The organism is Microbulbifer sp. S227A, assembly GCF_049800935.1.
Genome location: NZ_JBNAFZ010000020.1, coordinates 14902 through 37700 on the forward strand (window position 1 = coordinate 14902; position 22799 = coordinate 37700).

Consider the following 22799-nt stretch of genomic DNA (forward strand, 5'->3'; position numbering starts at 1 on the left):
AAACAAAGGAACACCCTGATGCCCGACAGGAAAACCGTCTTGGTGACGGGTGCCAACAGAGGTCTTGGCCTTGAGTTCTGCAAGCAGTACTCGCAGGCGGGCTGGCATGTCATCGCCACTTGCCGCAACACTGCGCAGGCAGAGGCGCTGTACCAGCTTGGCGTCGAGGTATGCCCGCTCGATACAGCCGATGAAACGCAGGCAGAGGCGCTTGCGCAGCATCTTAGGGATCAGCCTATTGATCTTTTGCTCAACAATGCCGGGATCATGGGGGACCGTGAGCGTTCCGCGCTGGACGCGAGCCTTGGGGAATGGACCAACGCGTTCCGCATCAATGTGCTGGGCCCTGCCATCGTGACACGTGCCCTGCTGCCCAACCTCAAACGCACAGTACGTCCGCTGGGTATCACGCTTGGCAGCCAATCGGGTATTTTCGGTCACATGACCGGCCCCGAGCTTGTCATTTACCGGACGACCAAGGCGGCGGCCCATGCGGCGACGATCTCTCTTGGTGCGGCGCTGGAGGGGGAGGGCGTGATCTATTTCTCGCTGCGTCCGGGGCGTACGGCCACAGACATGACCCAGAATGCCGGTGATTACAGCACCGAAGACACGGTTGCCCTTGTGCGGCAAACGCTGGAACAGGCAAGCCCGGACTGGGCAGGCAAGTTCATTGACCGTTCAGGCCGGGTATTCCCTTATGAAGGCGGCTTTGAGCCGGGCTGACACACCAGCAACGGCCGATTTCACGCGCTTGAGCGTACCATCAGTTCGAAACCGACATCGACGACAGGGTCTTCTTCCATCTTGTCATCAAGCCGGTCAATGATCAGCGCCCCTGTCTTGCGCCCGATGCCCACAGCGTCAATTTTCACGGTCGTCAGCGGGATGGGTAGCATTTCCGAAAGGCTCAGATCGCCGAATCCCGCGATGGCCACGTCTTCGGGCACCCGGATGCCTTCCGAAAGGCAAGCCATGATCGCCCCATGCGCCGGAAGTTCGGCGTGAAAGAAGATGGCTGAGGGTTTCGCGGCACCCGACATGAGACGGTGAAGCGCTTCGCGGCCCATTTTGACCGTCGTGGGGTTGGGAATCTCGATGATGTGGTCGGGATTGATCGCAAGGCCGTGTTTCTTCATGACCTCCGAAAATCCGGCATAACGGTCAGCCGCCTGATCGTTGTTGTCGAAATCGCCCCCGACCACCGCAATGGAACGATGGCCCTTGCCAATGAGGTAGCGCGTCATCTCCATCGCCGCACGTTTGTTGTCGAACCCGACGGCGAGGTCGATGGTATCGGGCTTGAGGTTCCAGGTTTCGACCACGGGACCATGAAAATTGCGCAACAGGTTTTCGCAGTCGTCGGTGTGCGTAAAGCCAGTGACCACGATGGCATCTGCCTGACGACCAAGAAAGGTGCGCACCGCACCGCATTCCTGTTCGATCGCGCGGTTGCTGACGCCAAGCAGCAACTGGCGGTCATGCTGGGTCAGCACATCGGTCAATCCTTCGGCAAGGTCGGCAAAGAGCGAGCTGCGCAGGAAAGGAACCACCAGACCGACCATGTTGGATCTGTTGGACACCAGCGACCGTGCGGTGAGGTTGGGCACATAGCCGACGCGCCGGATCGCTTCCTGGACCTTTGCGCGGGTTTCCTCGCGCACAGTCTCGGGCTTGCGCAGGGCCCGTGAAACGGTGATCAGGGACAGGTTGGCCGCAATGGATACATCCTTGAGCGTGCGAGGTTTTTTCTCATCCATGATGCGCAATCCCTTTTTCTGAACCCGAACACAGTTTGATCATGGCATGATGATGCACGAATATCAAATCCTCTCTCTGGATCGACTGCAAGCCTTTTATCTATTGTTGATGGGGGGTCCAAAGCGGTACACCCGCCGGGCGGTATCGCTGAACACGGCGTCGATCCCCTGGGGGTGCTTTTCGCCAATCAGCAAGGCAAGGCCGCTAATCTGATCGACAACCGAGCAGTGTAGGGTGTCGATTGGCGCGTTGGATCCATACATCAGCCTGTCGCCCCCGATCTGGTCAAGGGCATGGTGAACATAGGGTCGCAGCCGTTCGACCCGCCAGTGTTTGTCGATGATCCAAAGACCTGACAGCTTCATGGCGATGTTGTCAAAGCGGCTGATCATTTCCATCCCATTGCGCCACTCTGACAGCGACGAAGTCTCCGGGGTTGCCAGATGATCGACGATGATCGAAAGGTTCGGCAGGGTTTCGGCCAGTCCGGCGACTTCGGCCAGTTGCTCCGGGACAATGACCAGATCGAGGCTGAAGCCCATTTCGCTCAGCAGGCCTGCATTCTTGATGAAGGTCGGATCGCTCAGGACATGCGCGCGATCCGAAAAACACCAACGACCTGTGCGATCATGGGCCACCATGGCCCGTACGCCCCGGGCGATTGGATGGCGCGCATGAGCCTGCAAGGTATCGGCGACAGTCCGTGACAACAGATCAATGCCGCCAACGGCTGCATGGGGCCAACCTGACCTGCCGGACAGGTCTGCAAGCCAGGCAGTTTCATCCCCGGGCTCCGCCGCGCCGCAGTTGGCGTCGATATGCACCGACGCCGCCAGCGGCAACCCCTCGAAATGTTCAAGGTAGTTCGAGGTAAGAAAATCGCGTTTGATCGCGTCATGATTGCCAAAGGGGCGCGGCGGCGCATCCGGGGCAAGCCACGAGTAAGGAAAACGCTCCAGTTCCCACAGATGGTGATGCGCATCGACAATCGTACCTGGCATCGGACCATCGAAATTAGGGGCGCTTCGCATGGGGGATCAGTCTGCCGCCACGGTGACTTGCCGCTGCACGCCAAGACCCTGAATGCCAAGCTCCATGACGTCCCCCGGCTTGAGGTATGACGGCGGGGTCTGTCCCATGCCGACACCCGGCGGGGTGCCCGTCGAAATGATGTCACCCGGCTGGAGGCTCATGAACTGCGAAACATAAGACACCAGATAGGCCACACCATAAACCATCGTGCGGGTCGTGCCCTTCTGATAGCGGTGGCCGTTCACCTCCAGATACATGTCGAGGTTCTGCGGGTCCGGCACCTCGTCCCGGGTGACCAGCCAGGGGCCGGTCGGGCCGAAAGTGTCGGCGGATTTGCCTTTCACCCACTGGCCATGTCGTTTGATCTGGAAATCACGTTCGGACACGTCATTGACGACGCAATAACCGGCCACATGATCGAGCGCGTCCTCTTCGCTGACGTATTTCGCGGTCTTGCCGATGACCACGGCAAGCTCGACTTCCCAGTCCGTGGCGACAGACGTGCGCGGAATTTCGACATCGTCGTTGGGCCCACAGATCGCGGATGTGGCCTTGAAGAAGATGATCGGCTCTGGCGGGACTTCCATGCCGGATTCTGCCGCGTGGTCGGAATAGTTCAACCCGACGCAAACGAATTTGCCGACCTGCCCGACACAGGGGCCGAGCCGGGGCGTGCCGTCGACCAGCGGCAGGCTGGCCGGATCGACGGAGGCCGCCGTCTTGATCGCTTCGGGCAAATCCGGCCCCGCAAAATCACGCAGATGCGCAGAAAGGTCACGCAATTGCCCATCGGCGTCCAGCATACCCGGACGTTCCTGGCCTCGGGGGCCAAACCTGAGAAGTTTCATCTGTTTTCCTTATCTTTTGTGGTGATCAATAGGTCGCCCGTCCGCCCGACAGATCGAAGGTGGCGCCGGTGGTAAAGCTGTTTTCGGCCGAGACGAGCCAGGCGATCATCGCGGCGGCTTCGTTCAGTTCCAGAAAACGGGTGCGCGGAATCTTGGACAGCATGTAGTCGATGTGTTCCTGCTTCATCTGATCAAAGATGCGCGTGCGCGCCGCGGCGGGGGTGACGCAATTGACCGAGATATCCTGCCCCGCCAGCTCCTTGCCCAGCGATTTCGTCAGCCCGATCACACCTGCCTTGCTTGCCGAATAGGCAGAGGCATTGGGGTTGCCCTCCTTGCCCGCGACCGAGGCGATGTTGACGATGCGCCCATAGCCCTTGGCCGTCATTCCCGGCACAACGGCTTTGTTCACCAGAAAGGTGCCGTTCAGGTTGATGTCGACAATCTTGCGGAATTCCTCGACGGGATAATCCGCCAGCGGCGCGTTCGCGCCGGCGATGCCTGCCGAATTCACCAGGACCTCGACACTGCCGCTGGTCTCCTGCGTTTTGGCCATTGCGGCCTGAACGCTGTCCCAGTCGGACACATCGACCTGCACCGCCAGCGCGCCGCCCCCCACACGCGCGGCTGTCGTCTGGGCCAGTTCCACATCCATGTCCCAGATGACGACACGGGCCCCATTGGCGGTCAGAAGTTCGGTCACCGCACCGCCGATTCCCTGCGCGCCGCCGGTGACGATGGCGGTCTGGTTTGAAAAGTCATAGGTCGTCACTGAATTATCCCTTCATCAGTTTGATTGGTGTGGCACTGCCCCCGGCCCTGGCCGAGGTAACGAGTGCGTGCAGGGTTTCGACCGCCCGCGCGCCGACATGGCCGGGGCTTTCGTTGCTGTCTTTTCCAAGTGCTACATCGACCAGCGCGTTGGCCGGGCCTTCGCAACTGTAGGCCCATGTCCCGGCAGGCACGGAATGATCCTCGCTGCTGCCATCGGGCAGTTTGAGGATCATCCGCTCCGTTTCTATGTCGATCAGGATCGAGCCGCTCTCTGCGTAGATGCGGATGTCGAGCTCGAACCCATGGCCCTGGGGCACGCCGCATGTTCCCGAAAACACCCCGGTCGCCCCATTGTCAAAGCGCGTCACGGCGGCGTCATGCAGGTCGATCCGATTGGGCGCGTCCAGCGTTATCGCGCCAACGGATTCGCACCGGAGGTCGGTCAGCCAGAACAGCAGACCCAAGGCATGGCTAAGTTGCCCAAAGGCGAAACCACCCCCAGCATCGGCATTTTGCCAGGTCTCGGGTTCAGGCTGGATGCGGATGTGGTCCCACCGCGATGATCCGCCGCTGCCCGCAAAGACCGACCGCGTGAACGACCCCATGTGGCACAGCACATGTTCGACCTTGCCGATCCGGCCCAACAGGTCGCGCGCCTTCTTCAGACCCGGCTTGTAGTGCCAGCCGTAAGAAACCAGAAGCTCGCGCCCCACCTCCTCTGCCTTGGAGACAAGCGCCCAGGCCTCTTGCGAATCTAGGCACATCGGTTTTTCTACTAGGACGTGGCAGCCCTTTTGCAGAAACGCCATGGCCTGTTCGAAATGAAGGTGATGCGGGGTTGCGATCACGGCAATGTCGATGTCACGCGCCAGGACATCGCGCCAGTCTTCGGATGCAAAAGCGAATCCGAACTCGTCGCGAATTAGCCCAAGGTCGTCTGCGCCGATGCGACAGGCGGAATCCAGAACGACCTCCGGGCGAGCCTGTAGCACGGGAATATGCACACGGTACGCGAAATGCCCGGCGCCGATTATGGCGGCGCGGACCTGTTTTGCGGAGACATCACCGTTTGTCATTTGCTTCTCATTCTTGTGGGCGGCCTTTCGACCACCAAAAAGTCAGCCAGCCGAAAATGATCGTTGACATACGAATGTCATGAGCCTAATCCTATGTCAATACGCAATGACGCTCGAACATCATTACGGTGATGCCGCTAGCAACGCTTTTACACGGGAGGAGAAATCATGAACCTTGATCTCAGCAGACGCGGGTTTCTAATCGGAACGACCGCACTGGCGGCGACGATGGGCCTTGGCGTGGGGGCGGCGCAGACCGCAAGTGGCAAGCTTTCGGTCTGGAAATTCGGCGGCACACCGGCCGAAGTCGAGGCCTGGCCAGCCGCCAATGACCGCTTCGCGGCCACCTACCCGGATATCGAGTTGGATTATTCGTTCTTTAACGGCCAGATCCGCCGTCAGAAAATTCTGGCCGGCTTCCAGACCAACCGCCTGGCGGATGTGGTGATTGCGTTCGGGCAGGACATTCCGGAATTTGCAGGCTTTGGCCTGATCCAGCCGCTGGATGATCTGGCCGCTGATGGCCAGATCGAAGATTGGCAAACCCGCCTCGTTCCCGAGATACTGGCGTCCGGGGTGCACGAAGGCAAATTGTACGGCATGCCCACCTATGTGGACATGGCGACGTTCCTGGCGATTGACATGGATGCCCTCGCAGAGGCCGGTTTTGATCGCCCGCCCGCCAGCTGGTCCGAGCTGCGAGAATACGCCAAGGCGATGACCAAACCCGGCCGCCCCGGCATCGCCTTTCCGGCTACCACTGCCCCCGTCGATATCAACATTTTCGAAGGCATCGCCTATGCCAATGGCGGCCGTGTGTTCGACGAGGAAACCGACACGGTTCTGCTGAACGAAAAGGGCATGGTCGATGCATTGCAGCTTTATGCCGACCTGATCGCCGATGGGTCGACACCACCCGGCACATCCATGACCGAAACCAATTTTCGCGATACCGCGCAACTGTTCGGGCAGGGGCGCGCGGCAATGTGGATCGGGCTGTCCTGGCTCAACACACCCTGGCCGGTCCCGGCGGAGTTGAACTGGGAAGGCGCGCCATTCCCGCGCCCTGATACCGTCAGCGGAAGCTTCCCGCCGGTTGCGGCCATCATGGACGGGTCGGCCCTTTTGATGGTTTCCTCGCGCACCAGAAACCCTGAAGCGGCCATGGCCTATATTGATTTCTGGACCCAGACCGAGCAGCTGAACACCTGGGGCGGAAACCCCGAAATTGCCCGCGTTCCCGCCGGCAAGGAAGCCTGGTCAAGCCCCGCCCTGGCAGAGGTCTGGCCGAACTGGATCAAGTCATACAACGAAGGCAACTTCTTTGCCGGTGCCGAGCCGATGCCGCGTTTCATCGGCGTCTCTGCCGTGGAAAGCGCGCTGGCCACGGCCATCCAGCAAGTCGTTCTGGGCCAGAAGACGCCGCAAGAGGCTCTCGACGCCGCCAATGAGGCCGCACAAGCACAGATTGATCTGCTGCGCGGCTGACCAGCGCCGCTCCGGCGGTCCTTTCAGAATTGCCGGACCCGCAGCCCGACGATCAAAGCCTCCGCCCCGCAACCGGGGGGGCGGACCCCATTCCCCTATCGAAAGGCCGAACGATGAACCGCAGCAGTGACCGATGGCTGGCCTATTTCCTGATCCTTCCCGTTGTCGCAGCGGTCATGGCTTTCGTGCTTGGCCCGACATGGGATGTCGCCACACTCAGCCTCACGCAATTTGTCATGGGCCAGGAACGCGGCTTTGGCACCTTGACCAACTTTCGCGCCCTTTGGGCTGACCCTGTCTTTCTGACGGTGGTCAAGAATACGGCAATCTGGATCCTGGGCGGCACGCTGCTTTGCGTCATGACCGGGCTGGCTGTCGGCACCTATCTGGCGATCGATTCAAAGATGACGACCGGTTTGCGCGCGCTGATCCTGCTGCCTTGGGTGTTGCCCGATGTGGTCACGGCGATGGCGTGGAAATGGATGCTGCACGGGCAGGTCGGGGTGATCGGTGACGCCTTTACACGCACCGGGCTTAGCGATCAGCCGATCTCGTTTCTTGGCGATCCGAACCTTGTGATGTGGATGCTGGTCATCGTGCTGGTCTGGCGCAAGATGCCGCTGGTGGCGCTTATCCTTTGCGCGGCCATCCGCTCGGTCCCCGCCGAGCAGATCGAAGCATCCAGGATGGACGGGGCTGGCGCCTTGCAGCGGTTCCACCACGTGATCCTGCCCAATATCGCGTTTTCGCTGACGGCTGTGACGGTGATCTCGATGATCTGGATCACTGCCGAATTCACGCTGCCCTGGGTCATGACCGGGGGCGGGCCTGCCAATTCCAGCCAGATCATGTCCACATACATCTACCAGCAGAGCTTCACCTTCTTCAACTGGGGTGTCGGATCGGCAATGTCGGTCGTCAACCTCGTGTTCCTGATGTGTGTGGTCGGCCTTTACCTTTACATCAACCGCCGGTCCTGGGCCGCAGGAGGAAGCAAATGAACGCGACATCACGCCCGCTCTACTGGCTTGGGCTCAGCCTGGCAGGAACCATCATTGCAGCTTACGTGCTGTTCCCGATTTTCTGGCTGGTCCTGGCCTCTTTCAAAACCACCGGCGAATTGGCCAGCTTGCCGCTGACCTTCTGGCCCCAGGCCCCCACGCTCGAAGCCTACACGGCGCTGTTCGACGAAACTTCACAATCCAGCCAGATCCTCAACTGGCCTACGCTGATCTCCAACAGTTTCATCGTCGCGGTTAGTTCCACCATCCTCGTGCTGATCTTTGGCACGCTGGCCGGATACGCCTTCAGCCGATTGCATTTTCCCGGTCGCGATCTGATCCTTGGGGGACTGTTGATCAGCCGGATGTTCCAGGGTGCGGCGCTTCTTTTGCCGACCTACCGGCTGATGAACTCGCTCAACCTTCAGGATACACTGGTCGGGCTGATCCTTCTCTATTCGGCATTCGGCCTGCCGTTCGCGACCTGGATCATCGCCTCTTCGCTGCGTGAAATCCCCTTTGAGCTGGAGGAATCCGCGATGATGGACGGCGCCAGCAGATTGCAGTGCATGGTCCGGATCGTGCTGCCACTGGCAACGCCTGCCCTGATCACCGCTGCGATGTGGCACTTTGTCGGCGCATGGAGCGAATTTGCCTTTGCCTCGATCCTGTTGGAATCCACCGACAACAAGACCGTCACCATCGGGCTGGCAAGTTTTGTCGAACTGTTCACCATCGAATTCAACCGCGTGGGTGCCGCTGCCTCTCTGGTCGCGCTGCCGATCATGGTCGTGTTCTTCTTTGGTCAACGGTACTTCACACGCGGCCTGCTGGCCGGGGCGGTGAAGGGATGAAGATCGCCTCCATTCAGGCCCGCGCCATAGATTGCGGATTTCAGGCACAAAAGCTGCAAACCAGCCGCGTAGCCTCCCCCATGTCGCGCTGGCCCCAGTTCGGCGAAAACCGATCCCGGTGGATGTGGCCCACGAAAAAGGTGTTCGTGCGGATCGAATCCGAAGATGGGCTTGTGGGTTGGTCCTGTACCAACGGCGGCGAGGTTGTGGCCCTGATCATCCAGACGCATCTGTCGCGCCTGATCCAAGGGACAACGGTCAGCGATATTGCGGATGTCTGGGATCAGATGTTCAATTCGCTCTTGCCCTATGACCGGTCCGGCTTCGCGATGATGGCGGTTGCGGGGGTCGATATCGCGCTTTGGGATCTGCACGCGAAAACGAAAAGCGTTTCCTTGGTGACGGCCTTGGGTGGCGGTGCCGGGGATCTGGGTGTCTATTGTACCGCAACACAGCCCGAAGCGCATCGCGACAACAGTTGGTGGGGGTTGAAGGCGGCGATGCCATTCGGTCCCGACGCCGGTGATCAGGGCCTGCAGGCCAATGTCGATTGCATGGCGGCCTTCCGTAAGGCCGCCGGGCCGGATAGCCGGATCATGCTGGATGCCTTCATGGCCTGGGACACCGATTACACCTTGCGCTTTGCCGAAGCCGCGGTCGGGCATGACCTTTACTGGATCGAGGATCCCTTGCCGCCCCATGACCTGGATGGGCTGCGCAAACTCAGGGCCGGTCTTGCCGACAACACCCGTCTGGCCCTTGGCAATTTCAGCTTTACCCGTTGGGATTGCGCCGAGTTGATCCGTGAAGGTCTGGTCGACATCCTGCAACCGGATGTCGCCTGGGCCGGAGGCATCACCGAATGCCTGCGCATTCTCGACATGGCCAGGGCCGCCGATGTGCCGGTCATTCTGCACAACACCTGCGAACAACCCTGGGCGCTGGCCATGGCGGCGGCACGGCAATCAGATCCGGTCGTCGAATTCGTCGACCGGGGGGACGCCTCTCCGCTTTACGGGCTGATGGGGGCGGAACCGGTCTTTGACAATGGGCGCGTTCTCGTCCCAAACAACAAGGCAGGAAATCAACCTCCTGCCAAAATCGCACATCAATTCCTTGGCCACAGCGCCAAAAAAGACTGAGGGAGGTCTGACATGGGCTCTGTACAACTTCGTGACATTCGCAAATCCTATGGACCGGTCGAGGTTCTTCACGGCATCGACCTTGATGTTGCAGACGGCGAGTTCGTCGTGCTGGTTGGCCCATCGGGCTGTGGCAAATCCACTTTGCTGCGCTCGCTCGCCGGTCTGGAAACCATCAGCGGCGGCGAAATTTCCATTGATGGGTCCAGCATCGTACATCTGCACCCCAAAAGCCGGGACATCGCCATGGTGTTCCAGAACTATGCGCTCTATCCGCATATGAATGTCGCCAAGAACATGGGTTTCCCGCTGAAGATGGCGAAGGTCAACCAAGAGACGATCGATAAGAAGGTTGCCCAGGCCGCCGAAATCCTGGGCCTTGCGCCAATGCTCGAACGTTTCCCCAAGCAATTGTCAGGCGGTCAGCGTCAGCGTGTGGCCATGGGCCGCGCTATCGTGCGTGATCCGAAGGTGTTCCTCTTCGATGAACCGCTGTCGAACCTCGATGCCGCCTTGCGCGTACAAATGCGCGCCGAGATCAAGCAACTGCATCAGCGTCTGGGAACAACAATTGTCTATGTCACCCATGATCAGATCGAAGCAATGACAATGGCCGACAAGATCGTAGTCATGAAAGACGGACACGTCGAACAGATCGGCGCGCCTCTGGATTTATATGACCGACCTGCAAACAAGTTTGTCGCCGGATTTATCGGCTCCCCAGCGATGAATTTTCTACCTGCCGTGGTCGAAAACGGGCAGGCGGTGCTCGCCGATGGCAATAGGCTGACACCCGCTCCGGTAGGGCTGACCAACGGGCAGACATTTACCGCCGGCGTCCGGCCCGAGCATATCATGATCACCGATCAGGGGGCGGCGGGGACGGTCACGGTGGTCGAACCGACTGGCGCTGAAATTCAGTTTATCGTTGACCTGGCCGGCACGCCGACGTTGGTGTCAACCCGCGACCGTATGCAACTGACCCAAGGTGATCAGGTACACTTGGCAATTGAGCCGGGCCGGTTAATTGCGTTTGATGCCGAAACCGGGGCGCGACTTGGCTCGGCCTGATGCGAATTACGGATATCGGCGCGGCGGGTTGACCGGATGTCGCAAGACGGCTGTGGTTTGCAAAGCCTACGGCATTAAATGCGAATCCACATGGCGGGTTGGGACAATCTGCACGCAATGGGCACAACATTTAAGGACACGAGCGAATGCCACGAAAAGGGTTGCTGGCCCCAGGCGTCAACTATGACGCGCCCCATCCTTACCTGCGCGCAAACTGCGATCCGATGAACGCAGATGGAATGAACCCGCTGCCACAGGCTCCCGGTCTGGGGTATGATATCGTTTGGGGCTACATCAATGACAACCGCGTGGCCGCAGCATGAACCGCCGTGTCTGGTTGATGACCCTCAAACCGGGGTGCGAGGCCGAATACAAGGCCCGCCACGACCTGATCTGGCCCGAGCTCTTGGACCTGATGTGCAAAAACGGCATCCGCCAGTTAACGATACATCGCCACGGCTTGTTGCTGATTGCCGTGCAAGACCGCGATACGCCATTTGTCACGACAGAACCTGATCCTGTACAGTGGCGTTGGTGGGCCGCCATGGAGCCTTTGATGCAATGCCACCCAGATACCCGTCCGATCCAAATTGAGGTCGAAGATGTCTTCACCTTCCATGCCGACCCGATGCCAAAGGAGCCCTAAAAGGCTGCTGAAGAAGTCGGGCTCGAAGGGCTGAGCTACCCCCAAGAAATTCGGACACTCACGCAAGCTATGATTTGTTGTCTGCTGGTCTTCGACGACGAGGAGATCAGAGATGTCGAAGCGGAAGTACCACTCGCCCGAGTTCAAGGCGAACGTTCCAGGGCAGCCAATTCGTCCGGCCTGAATACTGTTGGCGTGTCGCACGACGAACGTCTTTCACAACCTTCACGCCGTGGCTCCGTTTGGTTCCGGGTTTCTGTCTCATCTCCACGCCTTGGTGGTTACGATGTGCTAGAAACCCTCTGTTATCAAATCACCCTAAACTGCACCATCGGCGCTGACGTCAGACAGGGATGCCCAAATTCGTGAAAGTCTGACTCAATCGCTCCAACCGATAAGGAGGTTGGAATGACGGTGAAGATTTCCCGCGATGTCGCGACGGTGGCGGATTTGCGCAGACAATCTGGACGCGTGAAGGACAGTCGCATATCGCGGCGGCTTTTGGCCATCGCTTTGGTGATTGAGGGAGCGTCGCGAAAGGCCGCGGAATGGATCGTCAGACGCTTCGGGACTGAATTCACCGTTACAATGCTGAAGGTATCGAAAGACTGTCCAACTGTGGTGGTGGTGAGCTGAAACCCCTCTTGTCTGAAGACCAGATGGCGCACTTCTCGCGTTGGGTTGAGGCCGGGCCCGATTCCGCGCGAGATGTTGTCGTGCATTGGCGGCGCGTAGACCTTGCGCGGCGCCTTGAGGCGGAGTTCAATGTCAAACTCCATGAGCGCACGGCCGGTACATATCTGGCCACGCTGGGAATTCGCAGGCTCTCGGTGCGCCCGGAACATCCCAGTGCCGACCCGGCAGCGCAGGCTGTGTTCAAAAAAACTTTTGCCAGTATCGTAACAGATATTCTGCTTGTACCGGCCCAGAGCAAGGCGCTGGAGGTTTGGTTCCAAGACGAAGCCGCGTGGGACAGCAGGCTACGCTGACCCGCATTTGGGCGCGGCGTGCTCCCGACCACGCGCGCCTCGCGATACACGCTACAAATAGCGCTAAATTTTTGGTGCCGCCTGCCCGGCACACGGCACCGCCGCGTGGCTGATACTGCCTTATGTCAACGCCGAAGCCATGGGGTTGCATCTCAAAGAGATCGCAAAGGCGGTCGCGCCCGGGGCGCATGCACTGTTGATCGTGGACGACGCTGGCTGGCATTGTGCGAAAGCTCTTGAGGTGCCCGACGACATCACCCTCCTGAAATTGCCACCGTATGCTCCCGAACTTAATCCGATAGAAATCGTCTGGGCCTACTTGCGTGCCAACAAACTCGCCATTTCGGTGTTCGACAGCTATGAGGACATCCTCAACAAATGCCAAGACGCCAGGAACTTCTTCGTAAACGATCCTGACCGCATAACCTCAATCGCCAGCAGAAGCTGGATTAAGGTCAATTGATCAAGCCGTTGGTATTAGAGTCCGTTTACGCCCGCCTTGAACGAGTGACGGGAAATGGACCGTTGCGCAGCAAGCTGCCGCGTCGCAGTTTCAGCTTGCGATACGACTGCTTCCGGACCTGAACCTGATAGTGCATGAGCGGAATATGGCGAACTAGGGCTGACACTGCCCGCTTGCGGCTACAGCGCTGCACGAGCGGCTCAACTCGTAGTCATGTTTGTTTTTGCAATTCTGGAACCTTGGCATCCGACCTGCGAGCCAGGCAGGGTGGTTGGCGTCGGGGTATAAACGCTATTGTGCCGGTTTGGCTTCCACCGGCGTTTGTGCGATCGATCAATCGGGAGCTGAGGTCAGGAAGCGGAAGTCGCAACCATCCTCCGCCTGCATAACTTGCTCTTGGTAGAGGCGTTCATAGCCTCGGCCAACAGCACGCGGCAAAGCATCGATCCTAGATAGGCGCCGCTCGATTTCATCCTGCGAGACGAGTAGGTCTAGCCGCCTTTCTGCAACGCTCAGTCGGATACGGTCGCCCGTTTGTACGGCCGCCAGCGGCCCTCCAGCGGCAGCGTCGGGCGAGACATGCAGAACAATCGTGCCATACGCCGTACCACTCATCCGCGCATCGGAAATACGGATCATATCCGTGACACCGGCGCGGCTGAGTTTGCGTGGGATAGGCAGATACCCGGCCTCTGGCATGGCAGCATCGCTGGTTGGTCCGGCATTGCGCAAAACGAGGATGTCATCCGCCGTCACGTCAAGTTCAGGACTATCAATGCGGTTGGAAAGATCCTCCAACGAGTCGAAAACCAAAGCGCGCCCAGCGGTCTCAAACAAAGTGGGATCGGCGGCAGCTCGCTTGAGTATGGCGCCATTCGGTGCGAGGTTGCCGTAAAGTGCGACCAGCCCGCCCGTCGCAAGGATGGGGTCGGATGCCGGGCGGATGATCTCTGAATCGACCCAAGTGTCGGCGGTGGCCACCAGCTCTCCTACTGTCTCGCCCGTGATCGTGGGCGCATCGAGGTGAAGCAGGGCCGCCAACTCGCGCATTACTGCGGGTACCCCACCAGCATAGTGCAAGTCCTCCATATAGAAAGCTCCGGTCGGCTTCAGGTCCACGAGTGTTGGTACGCGGTCGCTAAGCACGTTTAACCGTTCCAGGTCGACACGAAGCCCCACCCGCCCCGCAATCGCGGCGAGGTGTATAATGGCATTTGTCGATCCGCCCAAAGCCAGGAGCACAATCATGGCATTTTCGATGGCCTGTCGCGTCACGATGGACCCGGGTGTGCGCCCGCTTCCGATCAGGTCCACAGCCAGCTTACCTGTCGCTTCGGCCATCCGCAGTCGCTCGGCCGACACCGCGGGGATAGCCGCAGAAAGGGGCGGCATCAGCCCCATCACCTCTGCCAGAACAGCCATAGTCGATGCAGTGCCCATCACGGCGCAGGTCCCGGCAGTGGAGGCCAGCTTTTGTTCGATTGTGTCAATTTCAACCTTGTCTAACCGACCGGCCCGGAAGCTCTGCCAGAACCGACGACAGTCGGTGCACGCCCCCAGACGGTGTTCTTTATGGCGACCCGTAGACATCGGCCCGGCAACAAGCTGAACTGCGGGCAGGTTGGCCGACAGAGCGCCCATGATCTGCGCAGGAACGGTCTTGTCACAGCCACCAAGCAGCACGACCGCGTCCATGGGTTGCGCACGAATCATCTCTTCGACGTCCATCGACATGAGGTTGCGGAATTTCAACGACGTGGGCGAGAGATAAACTTCACCAAGCGAGATCGTCGGGAATTCGATAGGCAGAGCACCCGCAGCGAGAACTCCGCGTTTGACCGCTTCGATCAATTCGGGAAAATGCCTGTGGCAATTGTTGAACCCAGAAGCGGCATGACAGATGCCGACGATTGGTCTCTCAAGCATCTCGCGACTGTAGCCCATCGAACTGGCGAATGAACGGCGCAGATATTTCGAGAACGCTGGATCACCGTAGTTCGTTAGTCCGCGCTCGATGCCCTTGGGACTTTTTTCCATTTTAGCTTTTCTCATCTTGTGACACGCAACGCCAATGAATTGTGATGTGGCCCTTCTTGCACAGGGTCCCGGCCATCAAGGAGACGCGTTAAGTGCTGGTTTGGTCGTGTTCCGCGTTACGAGCGTTGGCGCAAGCAGCGTTGTCTCGAACGTCGTAGAGGATGAGTCGTTCCCAAGCTGCTCTACCGCCTCCAGCGCTTTCTGGATTAGAAGTTCGACGGGTTGGCGGATTGTGCTGAGTTTGTACGAGCCGAGAGAGGCGTTCTGAATGTCATCATATCCGATAACTGCGACGTCCTCGGGTACCTCAAGGCCTAGTTCAAGCCGAAGCGCATCGAGTCCACCAAGTGCCATCAAGTCGTTGCCGTAGAAGACCCCGTCAGGGACAATTTTTTCCTGCATGAGCGCGAGTGTAGCTGCGTGTCCGTCGGCGTATGAGCCGTCTGCGGCGGTCTGCCGCAATCTTGGCAGGCCCGCGTCGTCGATGCATTGCCAGAACCCAGCCTCGCGCTCGCGATAGACTGCGCGGCCATGTTCGGGAATGATAAGCGCCGGGCGTTGGGCGCCGCCTAGGAGCAGGGCTTGGGCCGCAAGCAAACCACCTCCGAAATGGTCGGTTGTCACGACAGCCGCCTGGATGTCGCGGACAAGCCCGAGGTTCAGAATTACCGGAGATGGAGCGGTGCGGAAGAATTGCCGGGCAATTTCTTCAGTGGGCGCAACGCCGACGATGATCGTCGAAAGCATGTTGTATTGCCCAATCAAAGGCAGGATGTTTAACGGATCCGCATCTGTTGTGTCGACCTTGAAAAGGGTTGGCAAGTAACCTGCGTCGCGCAAGCCGTCCGTCAGCTTGTCAAGCAAGGCAGCGATGAATGGGTTGAGGATCGGACCCACCAATATCCCGACGACGTTGCTTGCCTTGCCTGCCAGCATACGTCCGGCGATATTGGGCTCGTAGCCGAGCTTTGTGGCCGCTGCCATCACCAGCTGACGTTTCTTGGCTGAGACAGATGCGCCCTTGGTGTAAACGCGCGAGACAACGGAACGCGATACGCCTGCGGCTTGGGCGACATCGTTTGCAGTAACCCTATTTGATGTCTTGGCGTCGCGCATCTTGCACCTCATGTTTACTTTTTTGGTCCCTCTGATCGCGCGTTTCAACATGTGACGCGCGTCCAGTGGGGTCATCAGCTTGGCGCTTCATTACCGAAGTGTGCCTAGCACACGGCGGAAATGCGCAGAGAGTGAGCTTCAAACGACCGAAGGCAACCATAACACGATGATCGGGAACATGAAGAGCAGCAAGAGTGTGAGGCCATCCATGGCCAGAAACGGCAGAACCCCCCGAAAGATCGAACTAAGGGGAATGTCGGGGCGAACGCCAGCCACGACGAAGCAGTTCAGGCCAATAGGAGGGGTGATCAGGCCGATCTCTACCACCTTGACGACTAGAATGCCAAACCAGACCGGATCGAACCCAAGCTGCACAACGGCGGGGAAGATAATGGGCAGGGTCAGCAGCAACATCCCGATGGCGTTCATGAACATGCCGAGTATGACATAACCCAGCAGGATGAAGAGCAAGATGATCGAGGCTGGCATATCCAGCGCGACGATCCATGCCGCAACTGCCCCGGGCAAACCGCTGAACGCCAGAAAGCGGGCGAGGATAAGAACGCCCCAAATCGTTGCGAAGATCATCACCGTGAGACGGATCGAGTCCATCAGGCATGTGTGCAGTTCGCGTATCGAAAAATGCCTTGAAAACAGAAAGAAAACGAAGACGATGCCGGCACCCATGGCACCCGCCTCGGTTGGTGTGGACCAGCCCGAAGACATGCCCAGAATGATCACCACTATGACAGCCACGATGGGCAGGACATTGGGTATCTCGTTCAAGCGCTCTTTCCAGTTAGAGCGCACCACCTGAACGTCATTGCTGCCACCGACGGAAGACGAGAAAACAATGTACCCAGCATAGATCAGTGCGGAGAAGAGGCCCGGTATGAACCCGGCCAGCAACAGTTTGCCGATCGATTCCTCCACGATGATAGCATAGACCACCAAGATCGTGCTGGGTGGGATCAGCGAGGCCAGTGTACCGCTTGCGGCCACAAGCGCGGCTGAATGCTGCGATGTGTAGCCGCTCTTGGTAAGTTCAGGAATAGCCACGCGCGAAAAGACGGCCGCCGTCGCTGTGCTTGCCCCGGAGACGGCGCCAAAGCCAGCGCTTGCAAAGATCGTGGCGACGCCCAGGCCGCCGGGGAGCCAGCCAAACCAGACCCTTGCGAACCTATAGGCGCCGTTGATCATACCTGCAGAGTTGGCGAGAAAGCCGATGAGTATAAAGAGCGGCAACACCGACAGCGCATAATTGGCGGTGCTGTCGTATGGGATGAGGCCCGAGACATTGGTCGCCACGCCAAATCCCTTGAGATAGCTCATTCCCAGAAACCCGGTAAGCGCCGCAGCAAAGACGACCGGAAATCCGATCAGAATGAGGAAGAGAAGTCCAGCGACGCCAAGAACGCCCACAGCGATAGGATCCAAGGTCTTTCCTTTCCTGGATGTTCTGTAAGAGAGGTCGGGCAGATGACGACCCGACAGCACGGTTATCTAGTCGATCCGCTCGGTCACGGGGTTCGGCGGTATGGGAACAGCGAGGATCCGCTGGTCAGGCGAGATGACAAGCCGCCCAAAAGCCCAGATCGTGACCAAAAGCCGCGCGATCAGCAGTGCGAACGCGATGGGCACAACAAGCTTGGACGGCCATGTTGGCCAATTTGTTGCCAGCGTCGTGTCGCCGATCTGAAAGGACCGCTCAAAGTGCATGGCGGAGCCCTGAAAAAGCTGGACCGTGATCAACAGCGCTCCGAGCGTGATGATGAGCTCGGCCAACCACGCGGGGCGGCCGGAAAGTTTGCGGTTCAATAGATCCATGCGAACATGTCCCGCCTTTCGATAACAATAGGACATAGCAAGTAAGCCATAGAGAGGGCCGATCAGGATGATCAGATCGAATTGACCTCGGATTGGGGCTCCCCACAGATTGCGCGACAAGATTTCGGCAATGCTGAGGAGCATCAGGCCAAAGATGACCCAGGCGCCAATGGCCGCGCTGATGTTTTCGAGGCGCGCCAGTGTGCGGTCCGCCTTTTCAAGAATACGGTCGGAGCGGGACACGGAGTTTTCCATTGAGAGTTTCCTTTGCAGTCAAACCGTAGCAATCGGTGTGACAGGAGAGCCGACGGCACCCGGCAGACGCAGGGGGGGTGCGGTCAGGAAAAACCGGCTGCGATTATGGGACGAAAGCCAGTTGGCAAGATCGGACAAGAACCAGAGTTCGCCCAATGGAACGCCTATCTTGAACAGGCAGTGATGATGCAGCGGTAGCAGCACCCCATCCGTCCTGGGGGCGACGGGACGATGCTCGACAACCGCGTTGTCGGCGGCAATTGCTGCAATACCCGACGCGGACACCCATTCCAGAAGTTCCTCGTCCGCACCATCAAGCTCGCATCCCAGACCGGACAGCTTTTCGCGGTCGGGACGCTCGCCCATTTCCCAGAGGTGGCGAGCAAAGCCGGTATGCAGGCATAGGATGTCACCCGCAGCGATTGTCGCGCCGGTCACTTGCAGGGCATGGAGCAGCTCCTTTGCACCGATCAAGCGGCGCCCGGAGCCGAATATGCGTTCGAGATCCACGAGCACGCCGCGCCCTTGCACGCCGTTTTCTGCCAGCCGATCAATACCAAGGGGGTTGCCGCGGCCACGACCGGTTTCGGAATCCGGACCTTGCACATGTTCGTTCGCCCGATAGACGCTTGGACAGAGGTCTGGTTGGGCAATCCAAGCACCGCGCTCTGGGCACTTATCGCTGTGGACGCCTGGAAATGGGTGGGTTTTCACATGGTCGTCTGCCTTGCTGCGTTGCATTCACTCCCCGGCGAAGTCATCGAGGCTGCCGAACTCGACAATTGCGGCTGGTGGTCGAAATTGTTCTTCATCAAGGTCCCGATGATCAAAGGTACGCTGATCAACCTGTTAATCCTCGCCTTCATCGGCAAGATGAAGGTGTTTGACTTGGTCTGGATCGTGACCAAGGGCGGCCCGCTTTGGTCCACCGAAACTTTGGGTACTTATACCTACAAGCGTGCATTCCAGTGGGACAGCTTTGACCTTGGCTACCCTTCAGCGATCGCAGTTTTGTCTTTTGCGCTGGTGATGATCGTCGTGATCGTCACAACCGTACTGACGCGCTCCAAAAACAAGCTGGAGTACTGACATGCCGATCACTGGAAACATGATTGTACGGGCCATCGTTCTCCTAGGCCTTTCGGCCTATACCTGCTTTGCTGCGGGGCCGTTTGCCTGGGTGGCGGTGATGTCGTTGCGTACCACCACTGAAATCACCGATAATCCTTACGGCTTACCCTCTCCTGCACATTGGTGGAAGTTTTCCGAAGCCTGGTTCGGCTCGAACTACGGCACTTACTTTTTCAACAGTGTGGTTATCACCGTTGTCTCGGTCGCTGTCCTGAGCATCCTGGGCGCCATGGCGGCGTATTGTCTGGCGCGTTACAAGTTCCCGGGTAACCGTCTGATTTTCTTTCTTATATTTTCAACTATCGTCCTGCCGCCGCAAATCACAATTATTGGTATTTTCCAAATCCTGGTAAATTATGGGCTGTACGACTCGCGGCTTGGGCTTATTCTCGTCTACATCGCGGTTCAGATGCCCCTGACGGTATTCATACTCGAAGGGTTCTTTTCGCGGCTGCCACAGGACCTTTTCGATGCAGCTCGCATGGACGGCTACTCTGACTTCGAGATCTTCTGGAAGATCACGCTGCCTATCGGCCTTCCGGCCATCTCGACCACGGTCATCCTGAACATGATCTTCATCTGGAACGAATTCTTGTTTGCTGTTGTGCTATTGGTGGATGACGCCAAACGTACTCTGCCACTTGGTATCCAGCGCTTCATGGGCGACCATTTGGATGATGTCGGCATGCTGGCAACGGGTCTGATGATCGCGGTGGTCCCGATCATCCTCGCATATGTCTTTTTCTCGGAACGAATGATCCAGGGCATGACGGCAGGCGCCGTGAAATGAAATTAACGCACCAAGAGGAGGGCGGGCCATGGCTGTCGTCGCGCTGAAAGAAATCACCAAGACCTATGACGGCGGAAGCGCCGCGGCTGTGGACAACATAAGCCTGACCATTGAGGATGGAGAGTTCATGGTCCTGCTCGGGCCGTCGGGGTGCGGGAAATCCACCACACTGCGAATGATCGCTGGCCTCGAAACCATATCACAGGGTACGCTATCGATTGACGACACCGTCATGAACCGGGTGCCCGCCAAAGATCGCGACATCGCGATGGTGTTCCAGTCCTACGCTCTCTACCCTCATATGAGCGTGCGTGACAATCTCGCATTTGGCTTGAAACGGCGAAGCATTCCTAGTGACGAGATCAGACGGCGGGTCGAAACGGCGGCTCAAACGCTTTCGCTAACCGAGTTGCTCGACCGTACAGGACCAATGCCCGTCAGCACCTCGCGTTCCGGCAAGTGGCCATGACGCACCAGCCGCGCCCGTCCGTCCTCGAGCGCTTCCCCGGCAAAGGCGGCCATGAGCGCCGCCAGCTCTGCATGGATCGCTTGTTCGATCAGCTTGCGCGCCCCATCGCGGATGACATCGGTAAAAGGGTCGGTCCCAAATCCCGATGGATCAGGCAGTTGGGTGATGGTATTCTCTCGCATGTGGCATGTATGGATGCCGCCGTTAGTGCAAGGGTTTATTGAAACTATGAGTGTGTGATCAGGTGCGGTCATGTATAAGGCCTCTTCATTGTGGCTCTGTTGATGGCCGCGGGCCGGTATGGTGATGCGCGAACCGGGTCCAAATCATATCCGAGAGCTGTAAGCTCAATGCCACATAGATGGTTTTCCCAGTCCGGATCTGGCCGATCAATCTCCCATAAGTATCAGTGACCTCCTCACACGTCTCTTACACCGGGGCGCCGGTTGCGCATATCGCTGCTACGCCACCGCCTCGGGGTTCCGATAATCCTCGTTCTTCGTCATCATCGCCCAGATTGCACGGGCCATTCTATTGGCCAAGGTGATCGCCGCCACGAGTTTGGGCTTTCGTGCAAGAAGGCGTTCCAGCCAGGAACCCTTTTTGACACCGAACCGGCTGGCCGCGGTAATGACAGACATTGCACCTGACCTGCCCCCCGCTGGTCCCTCGTTCATAACGAGAGTCTGCGGGTTTGGTTTTGATAGTCGTCGGTTTCGGTTTGGGCAAGCGCGCCGGGCGCGGCGCCCTCAAATTGCTCAAGCGTCCGGCGCGCTTCGAGCGGCGTCTGGTTCCCGAGCGATGAGTGCGGCCTGACGGTGTTGTAGTCGTAGCGCCAGAGGGCCAGCTTTCGGCGTGCGTCACCCAGGGTGTCGAAGATCTCCTCGTTCAGCAGCTCGTCGCGCAGGCTGCCATTGAATGACTCGATGAACGCGTTCTGCTGCGGCTTGCCGGGGTCGATGTAGTGCCACGGAATTGCGTTCTGATCGGCCCACCTTAGAATGGCCCGGCTCGTGAACTCTGTCCCGTTGTCGCTGACTATGCATCCGGGCTTACCGTAGAAGCCCCTTCTTCCTCAGCTCGTATCGCCAAGCATAAATCTGCTGCCTCCTGATCTCGTGCCGATGCGCGACTTGCGATACCGTCGCGCCATTCACCCCGACCGAAAGCACAATCGACAACTTTTCGTCGTCACTCCACCGGCGCCGACGTTCCACGCCCAGAATTTCGCCCCGCATCCCTGCCTCCCTGTAGGAGACGTCTTTAATGACGTCATTATGGACGTCTCTTATCAATCAACAGGGCATACGAGCAGGCGGTTCAAATCGGGCGGTTACCGTCTGCCTCGTTGTCTGATGTAAAACGCGGGTCACGCAGCCATCTATGGATCAGGTTGGCGTTCAGCGCGTACCGTCGCGCCACCTGTGCAACCGAAACGCCCGAAACCCGCGTCTGATCGCAAATCGACTGCTTCTCCTCATCAGACCAAAACCGCTTCTTTCCGCCCTTCTTGCCCGCCATAGAGTGCCTCATAGTGTCCACTATCGATGGTGGACACTATCAATACTCTACAAACCGCGTCAGAGCAGGCACGCCGGACGGCTACGTTGTTGCAGGGACTGGCCCTTGTCCGGGTTCCTGGCTTGCAAGGATGCTGGAGCGCAAGCCTCCCATGCTGATACGAGTGGCACTGGCCAACAAGATGGCACGTATCGCCTGGGCGTTGATGGCACATGGCGGAGAATACCGAGCACAAGTCGTAACACGTTGAATCGTGGAAATAGATTTGAGTTCGGAGACGTAGGAAGGTCAAACGGAAGGTAAGGCGCAACAGTCGACGAGACGAGATCAGGAAAACCAGATTGCGACAAAGTGCCCTTGAGCACGCGGTTCTGAATTGGACCTGATCTGAGAACTCCATACGGGCCCGCGGTGTATGAAAGCCGCAACATGAGGCCGCATAAATGTCAGCACCCGACTACGCAAATTGCTAACCAGAGATTCTTCTTGCGCAAAGGGGGATGTCCAT

24 protein-coding genes and 4 pseudogenes are annotated in these 22799 nt (G+C 58.5%); 13 read left to right on the plus strand and 15 right to left on the minus strand.

Annotated elements, in window-relative coordinates; genetic code table 11:
* Positions 1-18: 18 nt before the first annotated feature.
* A complete protein-coding gene (locus tag ACP15R_RS24970; protein WP_424988610.1) occupies positions 19-726 on the plus strand; it encodes an SDR family NAD(P)-dependent oxidoreductase in 708 nt (235 codons plus the stop codon).
* A 20-nt stretch (positions 727-746) separates the two neighbouring features.
* Here ACP15R_RS24970 and ACP15R_RS24975 read toward each other — a convergent pair whose 3' ends face one another.
* The 5 genes from ACP15R_RS24975 to ACP15R_RS24995 all read right to left on the minus strand — a co-directional run bounded on the left by ACP15R_RS24975 (position 747) and on the right by ACP15R_RS24995 (position 5491).
* On the minus strand, positions 747-1760 hold the full coding sequence (locus ACP15R_RS24975; protein WP_424988611.1) for a LacI family DNA-binding transcriptional regulator: 1014 nt from the start codon (positions 1758-1760) through the stop codon (positions 747-749).
* Between the two features lie 96 nt (positions 1761-1856).
* Positions 1857-2762, minus strand: a complete 906-nt coding sequence (locus ACP15R_RS24980; protein ID WP_424988612.1) for an amidohydrolase family protein — start codon at positions 2760-2762, stop codon at positions 1857-1859.
* Positions 2763-2798: 36 nt separating this feature from the next.
* Positions 2799-3641 carry a fumarylacetoacetate hydrolase family protein gene (locus tag ACP15R_RS24985; protein WP_424988613.1) on the minus strand — a complete coding sequence of 281 codons (843 nt, stop codon included), beginning with the start codon at positions 3639-3641 and terminating at the stop codon, positions 2799-2801.
* 25 nt (positions 3642-3666) lie between these two features.
* Complete coding sequence (locus ACP15R_RS24990; RefSeq protein WP_424988614.1) at positions 3667-4413, minus strand: SDR family NAD(P)-dependent oxidoreductase; 747 nt, start codon at positions 4411-4413, stop codon at positions 3667-3669.
* 4 nt (positions 4414-4417) lie between these two features.
* Entirely contained in the window at positions 4418-5491 is a 1074-nt protein-coding gene (locus ACP15R_RS24995) for a Gfo/Idh/MocA family protein (RefSeq protein WP_424988615.1), read from the minus strand.
* Positions 5492-5659: 168 nt separating this feature from the next.
* Here ACP15R_RS24995 and ACP15R_RS25000 point away from each other — a divergent pair, with 168 nt between their 5' ends.
* The 8 genes and pseudogenes from ACP15R_RS25000 (at position 5660) to ACP15R_RS25035 (ending at position 13145) form a co-directional block, all read left to right on the plus strand.
* Positions 5660-6979 (plus strand): ABC transporter substrate-binding protein, encoded by a 1320-nt coding sequence (locus tag ACP15R_RS25000; RefSeq protein ID WP_424988616.1) that lies wholly within the window; start codon positions 5660-5662, stop codon positions 6977-6979.
* 113 nt (positions 6980-7092) lie between these two features.
* Entirely contained in the window at positions 7093-7980 is an 888-nt protein-coding gene (locus tag ACP15R_RS25005) for a carbohydrate ABC transporter permease (RefSeq protein WP_424988617.1), read from the plus strand.
* Positions 7977-8834, plus strand: a complete 858-nt coding sequence (locus tag ACP15R_RS25010) for a carbohydrate ABC transporter permease (protein ID WP_424988618.1) — start codon at positions 7977-7979, stop codon at positions 8832-8834. The genes ACP15R_RS25005 and ACP15R_RS25010 overlap by 4 nt, the downstream gene beginning before the upstream one ends.
* A gap of 122 nt (positions 8835-8956) precedes the next feature.
* Entirely contained in the window at positions 8957-9976 is a 1020-nt protein-coding gene (locus ACP15R_RS25015) for an enolase C-terminal domain-like protein (RefSeq protein WP_424988619.1), read from the plus strand.
* Between the two features lie 12 nt (positions 9977-9988).
* Positions 9989-11047 carry an ABC transporter ATP-binding protein gene (locus tag ACP15R_RS25020; protein WP_424988620.1) on the plus strand — a complete coding sequence of 353 codons (1059 nt, stop codon included), beginning with the start codon at positions 9989-9991 and terminating at the stop codon, positions 11045-11047.
* Positions 11048-11193: 146 nt separating this feature from the next.
* The gene (locus ACP15R_RS25025) at positions 11194-11370 is read left to right on the plus strand and encodes a hypothetical protein (RefSeq protein ID WP_424988621.1); all 177 of its coding nucleotides are present in this window, start codon (positions 11194-11196) and stop codon (positions 11368-11370) included.
* The gene (locus ACP15R_RS25030) at positions 11367-11693 is read left to right on the plus strand and encodes an L-rhamnose mutarotase (protein WP_424988622.1); all 327 of its coding nucleotides are present in this window, start codon (positions 11367-11369) and stop codon (positions 11691-11693) included. The genes ACP15R_RS25025 and ACP15R_RS25030 overlap by 4 nt, the downstream gene beginning before the upstream one ends.
* 408 nt (positions 11694-12101) lie before the next feature.
* A pseudogene (locus tag ACP15R_RS25035) lies at positions 12102-13145 on the plus strand (IS630 family transposase).
* 333 nt (positions 13146-13478) lie between these two features.
* Here ACP15R_RS25035 and ACP15R_RS25040 read toward each other — a convergent pair.
* The 5 genes from ACP15R_RS25040 to ACP15R_RS25060 all read right to left on the minus strand — a co-directional run bounded on the left by ACP15R_RS25040 (position 13479) and on the right by ACP15R_RS25060 (position 18986).
* On the minus strand, positions 13479-15182 hold the full coding sequence (locus tag ACP15R_RS25040; RefSeq protein WP_424988623.1) for a dihydroxy-acid dehydratase: 1704 nt from the start codon (positions 15180-15182) through the stop codon (positions 13479-13481).
* A gap of 75 nt (positions 15183-15257) precedes the next feature.
* Positions 15258-16298: a LacI family DNA-binding transcriptional regulator gene (locus ACP15R_RS25045; protein ID WP_424988624.1), complete on the minus strand. Its 1041-nt coding sequence runs from the start codon at positions 16296-16298 to the stop codon at positions 15258-15260.
* Positions 16299-16436: 138 nt separating this feature from the next.
* A complete protein-coding gene (locus ACP15R_RS25050; RefSeq protein WP_424988625.1) occupies positions 16437-17735 on the minus strand; it encodes a TRAP transporter large permease in 1299 nt (432 codons plus the stop codon).
* 66 nt (positions 17736-17801) lie between these two features.
* Complete coding sequence (locus ACP15R_RS25055) at positions 17802-18380, minus strand: TRAP transporter small permease subunit (protein WP_424988626.1); 579 nt, start codon at positions 18378-18380, stop codon at positions 17802-17804.
* Between the two features lie 18 nt (positions 18381-18398).
* A complete protein-coding gene (locus ACP15R_RS25060) occupies positions 18399-18986 on the minus strand; it encodes a cyclase family protein (RefSeq protein WP_424988627.1) in 588 nt (195 codons plus the stop codon).
* Between ACP15R_RS25060 and ACP15R_RS25065 the strand changes: the two genes are divergently transcribed.
* The 3 genes from ACP15R_RS25065 (at position 18987) to ACP15R_RS25075 (ending at position 20770) form a co-directional block, all read left to right on the plus strand.
* Positions 18987-19469 (plus strand): carbohydrate ABC transporter permease, encoded by a 483-nt coding sequence (locus ACP15R_RS25065; protein WP_424988628.1) that lies wholly within the window; start codon positions 18987-18989, stop codon positions 19467-19469.
* Between the two features lies 1 nt (position 19470).
* A complete protein-coding gene (locus tag ACP15R_RS25070; RefSeq protein WP_424988629.1) occupies positions 19471-20301 on the plus strand; it encodes a carbohydrate ABC transporter permease in 831 nt (276 codons plus the stop codon).
* A 127-nt stretch (positions 20302-20428) separates the two neighbouring features.
* On the plus strand, positions 20429-20770 hold the full coding sequence (locus tag ACP15R_RS25075) for an ATP-binding cassette domain-containing protein (RefSeq protein ID WP_424988640.1): 342 nt from the start codon (positions 20429-20431) through the stop codon (positions 20768-20770).
* On the opposite strand, the pseudogene ACP15R_RS25080 reads toward ACP15R_RS25075, so the two are convergent.
* From ACP15R_RS25080 to ACP15R_RS25100, 5 genes and pseudogenes are all read right to left on the minus strand, one after another.
* Positions 20722-20952, minus strand: a pseudogene (locus ACP15R_RS25080) (IS256 family transposase); the annotation flags it as partial. The gene ACP15R_RS25075 and the pseudogene ACP15R_RS25080 overlap by 49 nt on opposite strands.
* Positions 20953-21231: 279 nt before the next feature.
* Entirely contained in the window at positions 21232-21411 is a 180-nt protein-coding gene (locus ACP15R_RS25085) for a hypothetical protein (protein WP_424988630.1), read from the minus strand.
* Positions 21412-21443: 32 nt separating this feature from the next.
* A pseudogene (locus ACP15R_RS25090) lies at positions 21444-21830 on the minus strand (integrase core domain-containing protein); the annotation flags it as partial.
* Positions 21823-22008, minus strand: a complete 186-nt coding sequence (locus tag ACP15R_RS25095) for a transposase (protein ID WP_424988631.1) — start codon at positions 22006-22008, stop codon at positions 21823-21825. The gene ACP15R_RS25095 and the pseudogene ACP15R_RS25090, both read right to left, overlap by 8 nt.
* 82 nt (positions 22009-22090) lie before the next feature.
* Positions 22091-22291 carry a transposase gene (locus ACP15R_RS25100; RefSeq protein WP_424988632.1) on the minus strand — a complete coding sequence of 67 codons (201 nt, stop codon included), beginning with the start codon at positions 22289-22291 and terminating at the stop codon, positions 22091-22093.
* A 112-nt stretch (positions 22292-22403) separates the two neighbouring features.
* Here ACP15R_RS25100 and ACP15R_RS25105 point away from each other — a divergent pair.
* A pseudogene (locus tag ACP15R_RS25105) lies at positions 22404-22541 on the plus strand (IS110 family transposase); the annotation flags it as partial.
* Positions 22542-22799: the final 258 nt, after the last annotated feature.